This is a genomic window from Allobosea sp. 01N443 (genome assembly GCF_056399325.1).
In genome coordinates, this window is record NZ_JBFTRC010000263.1 from 1 (window position 1) to 6,347 (window position 6,347).

General features: G+C 64.8%; 6 protein-coding genes and 1 pseudogene. 3 read left to right on the forward strand and 4 right to left on the reverse strand.

Features of this window, described 5'->3' with window-relative positions:
* The 3 genes and pseudogenes from AC1DRP_RS33925 to AC1DRP_RS33935 all read left to right on the forward strand — a co-directional run.
* A pseudogene (locus AC1DRP_RS33925) lies at positions 1–202 on the forward strand (transglutaminase family protein); the annotation flags it as partial.
* A 100-nt stretch (positions 203–302) separates the two neighbouring features.
* A complete protein-coding gene (locus AC1DRP_RS33930) occupies positions 303–1,052 on the forward strand; it encodes a proteasome-type protease (RefSeq protein ID WP_441506178.1) in 750 nt (249 codons plus the stop codon).
* Positions 1,053–1,137: 85 nt separating this feature from the next.
* The gene (locus AC1DRP_RS33935) at positions 1,138–3,363 is read left to right on the forward strand and encodes a putative bifunctional diguanylate cyclase/phosphodiesterase (RefSeq protein WP_441506179.1); all 2,226 of its coding nucleotides are present in this window, start codon (positions 1,138–1,140) and stop codon (positions 3,361–3,363) included.
* Positions 3,364–3,375: 12 nt separating this feature from the next.
* Here AC1DRP_RS33935 and AC1DRP_RS33940 read toward each other — a convergent pair whose 3' ends face one another.
* From AC1DRP_RS33940 to AC1DRP_RS33955, 4 genes are all read right to left on the reverse strand, one after another.
* A complete protein-coding gene (locus tag AC1DRP_RS33940; RefSeq protein ID WP_113514166.1) occupies positions 3,376–3,972 on the reverse strand; it encodes an exopolysaccharide biosynthesis protein in 597 nt (198 codons plus the stop codon).
* Positions 3,973–4,049: 77 nt separating this feature from the next.
* Positions 4,050–4,319, reverse strand: a complete 270-nt coding sequence (locus AC1DRP_RS33945; RefSeq protein ID WP_043237212.1) for an usg protein — start codon at positions 4,317–4,319, stop codon at positions 4,050–4,052.
* 221 nt (positions 4,320–4,540) lie between these two features.
* Positions 4,541–6,142 carry an NTP transferase domain-containing protein gene (locus AC1DRP_RS33950; protein ID WP_441506180.1) on the reverse strand — a complete coding sequence of 534 codons (1,602 nt, stop codon included), beginning with the start codon at positions 6,140–6,142 and terminating at the stop codon, positions 4,541–4,543.
* Positions 6,139–6,347, reverse strand: a 209-nt coding sequence (locus AC1DRP_RS33955; protein WP_476770828.1) for an XdhC family protein, incomplete at its 5' end; no start/stop codon positions are given. The genes AC1DRP_RS33955 and AC1DRP_RS33950, both read right to left, overlap by 4 nt.

The window sequence follows — 6,347 nt, forward strand, 5'->3', positions numbered from 1 at the left end:
GGTCTATCTCGAAGATTATGGCTGGATCGGATTCGATTGCGCCAACGGCTTGTGCCCGATCGACACTCATGTCCGCATCGCAGCCGGCCTCGATTTCGCCGATGCGGCGCCTGTCCGCGGTGCGCGCAAGGGCGGCAGCGGCGAAAACCTCGCCGTGCTGGTCAGCGCCCGCGCTGCGAACGCACAGCTCGCCAATCAATAGGCTACGCGATTGCGACCGCCACAGCAGCCAGGGCGGCCCGATCAAGATTTCCCGGCGCGCATGAACGCGCCTGGACCGGCAAGCTGAAGGAACCGACCCCGTGACCTATTGTGCCGGACTTCTCGTGCAGGACGGGCTCGTGATGATCGCCGACACCCGCACCAATGCCGGGCTCGACGACATCTCGACCTTCCGCAAGCTGCATGTCTTTTCCTGGCCGGGCGAACGCAGCTTCGCGCTGGCGACGGCAGGCAATCTCTCCGTCACCCAATCGGTGGTGAGCCTGCTCCATGAAGGACTTCTCAATCCCGAGACCGGAGAACTCGATACGCTCCAGAGCGTTGGCTCGATGTTTAGGGCAGCGCAGCTCGTCGGCCGCGCCGTCCGCACCGTCAGGGAGATGGACGGTCCGGCCCTGGCGGAGGCCGGGCTGAAATTCGATATCTCTCTCCTCTTTGGAGGCCAGATCATGGGCCAGCCCATGCGGCTCTTCATGGTCTACGGCGCGGGAAACTTCATCGAATGCGGCATGGACGCGCCCTTCCTCCAGATCGGCGAGCACAAATATGGCAAGCCGATTCTGGACCGCGCCGTGACCTTCAAGACCCATCTCTACGACGCACTGAAGGTTGGTCTGATCTCGATGGATTCGACGATGCGTTCGAATCTCGGAGTTGGCCTGCCGATTGACCTGATCGTAATGCGGCGAGATGGCGAAGAGCCCGAGCTCAATCGGCGTATCGAGGCGGGGGAACCCTATTTCCACGACCTGCGCGAGCGTTGGTCCGCGGCACTGCGCGCGGCGCATCAGGCGATCCCGCGACCTCCTTACGGACCATCCGGAGGTTGAAATTTGATGTCTGCCTGCCCGTTTAGCAACCGGATATCAAGAATCGGCTGCAAAGGTGCAGGTTCCGACGGTTCTGAGACCCTTGATGCATTCGCCCTTTGTCGCGAAGACGACCAACGCGGACTCCTCGGCGCGGATGCTCACCAGCACCGTGACGACGCTCGCCTGTGCCTTTTTGCTGGTCATGGCTGCAGCGATCACCGTCGTCCTGACGATTGCGCATAACGCGAATACCGTCGAAGCAACCCGTCAGCGCGACCGGATCGAGGCCGCGATGGAGAACCAGCTTCGGCTGCGGCGCCTACGGCTGGAAAGCCTGGCGTCTACCGGCACGCTTCAGGCGGCCTTCCACCCGGCCATTCCGGCGGCAACACTGAGGTGGGCCTTCACGAAGCTGAGCCAGCGCTTTGAGGAATTTGACGGCGTCTATCTCGTCACCAGGAGCGGCCGCGTCCTGGCAGGCGTCGAGAACAACGTCGAAGCCTATCAGGCGGGCTACGAGGGCCTGCGTCTCTTTGACCCCACACTCCCGAGCCCGTCACAAAAGCCAGCGAACGACAATGCAGCCACCCGCGCAGGGTTCATGCCAGGCTTTCGTTCGAGCCTGATCTATGATGGCCACGAAGTCCTGGCCATTTTGACCGCCGATCTCGAGCAGCTTCTCAATCTCCACCTTCTGAAGGCGGACGCGCCGGTCAACCTTATCGGCTATCGGCGCGTGACGAGCACGATCTTCGACGAGATGGCCACGCGCTATCGCATCAACGGCCTGCGCATCACCCGGACGATGCCAGCCAATCCCTTGGTGCGCCGCGACCTCGCCGCCCCCGACGGCGTCACCAGGGCCTGGTTGACCTGGACACCGGAGCGCCCCGGGGATGCCATGATCCGGCAGTTCATCTGGGCGCTGGCGGCAGCCGGGCTGATCTTTGCCGGCATCCTGCTCTATGCGATCCGCCGTCTGCGCGGAGCGGCCAATGAAATCCGGCTGCGCGAAGTGCAGATCCAGCGCCTTGCCGCACAGGACGAACTGTCGCTGCTGCCCAACCGTCGGACCTTCGATCTCAGGCTCGACCAGGAGCTGGCTCAGATCAGCCGGACCAAGACCGGGCTGTCCGTACTCCTGCTTGATCTCGATCGCTTCAAATCCGTCAACGATACCTATGGCCACAAGGCCGGCGACGAGCTGATCCGGCAGGTCGCCGAACGACTCGCAGGCGTCATGCGGACCGGCGATACCGTCGCTCGCATTGGCGGCGACGAGTTCGGCATCATCCAGACCAACCTGCACGATGCCAGCGGCAGCGCTGCACTGGGAGAGCGCATTCTCGAAGCGCTGACGCGCCCCTTCAACCTGATGGGCATCGACACCGTGATCGGTTGCTCGATCGGCATTGCGCTCGCTCCCCAGGACGGGCACGACCGCGAGACGCTGCTCAGACTGGCCGATACGGCGCTCTACCAATCCAAGAACGAGGGCCGGAACCGCTACTCCTTCTTCGAGCCGCGCATGAACCGCGCGCTCCAGATGAAGCGCGTGGTCGAAGAAGACCTGCGCAAGGCGATAGCAAGAGACGAGCTGCAGCTGCACTTCCAGCCCCAGGTCTCCGTCGACGGAACCGTCATCACCGGTGTCGAGGCCCTCGTGCGGTGGCCACATCCGCTCCATGGCATGGTTCCCCCCTCGGAGTTCGTCGCCATCGCGGAGGAGCGCGGGCTGATCGTGCCGCTGAGCGAATGGGTGCTGCGCCGCGCCTGCCTCGAGGCAAAGCACTGGCCGGAGTTGCGGCTTGCCGTGAACGTCTCGCCGGTGCAGTTCCGACACAAGGATTTCGTCCAGAATACCATCCGGATCATCGAGGAAACCGGTTTCGATCCGAGCCGTCTCGAGCTGGAGCTGACTGAAGGCGTCGTCGTCGAAGACGCCGACGCCGCCGAGGCCGCGCTGATGGATCTGCGCGCCTATGGTGTCGGCCTCGCGCTCGACGATTTCGGGATCGGCTATTCCAGCCTGATTTACTTGCGGCGCTTCGCCTTCGACAAGATCAAGATCGACCGGTCCTTCCTGGAATATATGGAGACGACTGGCGAATCCGCGATCCTTGTCCACTCGATCGTGCATCTCGGCCGGGCTCTCGGCCTGCGGGTCTGCGCCGAGGGCGTCGAGACGCCCGAGCAGCACCGCTTCCTGCAGGCGATCGGTTGCCACGAACTGCAGGGCTTCCTGTTCTCCAAGGCAGTTCCGCCTGAGGAGATCGAGCGGCTGCGCGCCCTCGACATGCCATTCGCCGCCAGTCTCGTTGCCGCCTGACCGGGCCGATCGTCAGATCAGTTCGGAGATTCCGCTGACGATCGCGTAGGCAAATCCGGCGCTCAGGACAAGGCCGCCAATACCGACCAGCGTCCCCGCGATGATGAACAGCCCGTCGCGCTCGACCAGCCCCAGCCCCACCAGGCACACGGCAAGACCGAGCGGGATCTGTCCGATGAACGGTGCCGACACCACGAGGCCAAGCGCGAGGATCAAGATCAGCAGGCCAAGGATCGGGATCGCGACCGTCCCTCCCAGCATCGTCAGGCGCGGCCGCGAAATCCGTTCCAGCCGGACCAGTGGAGGCAACGCGCGCGACACGGCCTTCGCCAGTTCCGGTTTGCCGATGGTCTTGTCGAGCAGCCCCTCGGGCAACCACGGCATGGCGCGCCCGGCCAGCATCTGCGCCGCCACGAAGGCAAGCACGAGCCCGCAGACCAGCGGAATGGGCGGCGGCATAGGCAGGCAGTTCGGCAGCCCGAGCAGGACCACGAGCAGTGCGTAGGTCCGATCCTTCAGAGCTGCGACGATGGTTCCGACGGGAATACGCTCACCGGGTAAGGTCGCGAGAGCCGTCAGCAGTCCGGATGTGCGCAAGGGCGATGACAAGCGTGATGGTCTGCCATTGGGGAGCTGCGACCTAGCACGCTCGCCCTTTGCCCAACAAGCGCCCTTGGCGCAGACGCTCAATGCAGCGTCAGCACGCCGTTGACGTTTACGATCTCAGCCGGCCTGAGCAGACGCGAATGCGCAACGACCACTGAATGCAGCGGTCCATCGAGTTCACGACGCCAGAAGTCGAGGAAATCGCGGAGCACCGGAAAGCGCGGCGCCACATCATAATGCTGCCAGATGAAAGTCTGCAGCACACTGGGATGATCCGGCATGCGATAGAGGATCGTCGCCGTGGTCAGTCCGTAGCCCTTGAGCTGCTTTATGAAGTCCTCTGATACCATCGCCCCCTCCCTCGTCGCGATGCGATGAAAGTGTAGCCGATTTCTTGAGGCTGCGCCTGCCTGGTTAACAAAAGCTTGCAAAACCAATGCCAAAGCGACAGCACATCGCCTGCATCCGCGACCATCGTTGGTCGCCGCGGCGCGAGCGGGCCCCCCCGCGTGGCTGCGCGTATCTAGGTTACAGCGTACAGCCCGCGGGCAATGTCAGGTCTACCAGGGCTCTATCCCGTCAGTGCCTTCAGGGCCTCAGGCGTATCGACATCGATCGCAATCGCGGGATCGTCGAGCGGCACCTCCACGACCGACTCTCCGGCGGCGTCCAGCAGGCGGCGAGCCCCCTGGTCGCCCGAGAGGCGCTCCACCGCCGGGAAAAGCGCACGCGACAACAGCGCCGGGTTGCCGCGCTGACCGAACAGGGTTGGCACCACGGCGAGAGCGTCGGGCCGGTCGGCGAAGGCCTCGGCCAGCCGATTGATCACCTGCGGGGTCACGTTCGGCATATCGCCGAGCGAGACCACCGCACCCGGGACATCGTCCGGCAAGGCTCTGAGGCCGGCGCGGACCGAGCTGGATAGGCCGGCCGCGAAATCGGGGTTGTCCACAAATGCGACATCGAGCCCCGCGAGCGCCGCCCTGACCTCGGCCGCCTGATGCCCGGTGACCACCAATACGGGCGCAGCGCGGGAGGCGAGCTGCGCCTTCACGGCATGACGAACGAGAGGCTCGCCACGTACCGTCTGCAGCAGCTTGTTGCATTCCCCCATCCGGGTCGAGCGCCCGGCCGCGAGCACAAGCCCGGCAACGGGTGCCACAGCCTGATGGCCAGGTGCACGCGGCTGCGGCCGCGTGACGATCTCCATCAGCAGGCCGCCGACCCCCATCTTCTGAATGTCCGCACGGGTCACGGGAACACCGGCTAGCGCGCGCTGCAGCACCCAGTCGAACCCATTCTCCTTGGGCGAACGGGCGCAGCCCGGCGCGCCGATCACCAGCTTGCCGTCAAGATCACCGAGCAGCAGCAGGTTGCCGGGGTCGACCGGCATGCCGAGATGTTCGATGCGGCCGCCTGCCTCTTGCAGAGCCAGCGGGATCACGTCGCGGCGATCGGTGATCGCCGAGGCACCGAAGACGACGACGATATCGGCAGGTCCCGCCACCGCCCTGCGGATGGATTCCGCGAGCGGCCCCGATTGATGCGGCACACGCTCGTCCGATTCGACCCTTGCACCTGCCGGAGCAAGACGCTCCGCCATTACCCGCAGCGTCTTGTCGACCACCGAAGGCTTGAGACCGGGCAGTAATGTCGAAACCACGGCCACCGATTTGAGGTGGTATTCGGTGACCGCGATCGGCCGGATCGCTCCGATCCGCCCGATCGCGTCGTCGACGCGCTGACTCGGGACGCCATAGGGAATGATCTTCACGGTGGCGACCATTTCGCCCGCAACGACCGCTCTGAGGGCTGGCAGCGTCGCGACGGTGATGGCCTCGTCGATCGTGTTGAAGGCGTCGAGCGCCGGCACGTCGAGCATCAGAACACCCGCAGTCGCGGCAAAGAGATTGACCCTGCCGGTAAAGGGAGCCTCGGTCACCACGCCGCGCCCGGCGAGCGCCCGGGCAAGACGTTCGGCAGCCACATTCTCGTCGACGTCGCCGGCTTCGAGCTGGACTGCGACCAGTTCGGTGACGCCAGCTCCCGCCAGGCGGCGCGCATCATCCTCCGTGATCGTCGCCCCCTTGCGGACGATGACCTCGCCTGCCCGCACCGAATGCGCCGTAACGGAGCCGACGGCATCGGCGATAGCGACCGGGCCGAATTTCATGAGAGTGCCCTGCGCGGGCCACGCAGTGTCATCACGATCTCACCGAGAATGGCGAGCGCGATCTCTGATGGAGAGACCGCGCCGATGTCCAGGCCGATCGGCGCATGGATGCGGGCCAGCGTCGCCTCATCGAAGCCAGCCGCCGTCAGGCGCTCGATGCGCCTGCCATGCGTCTTCCGGCTGCCCAGCGCCCCGATATAGAAGC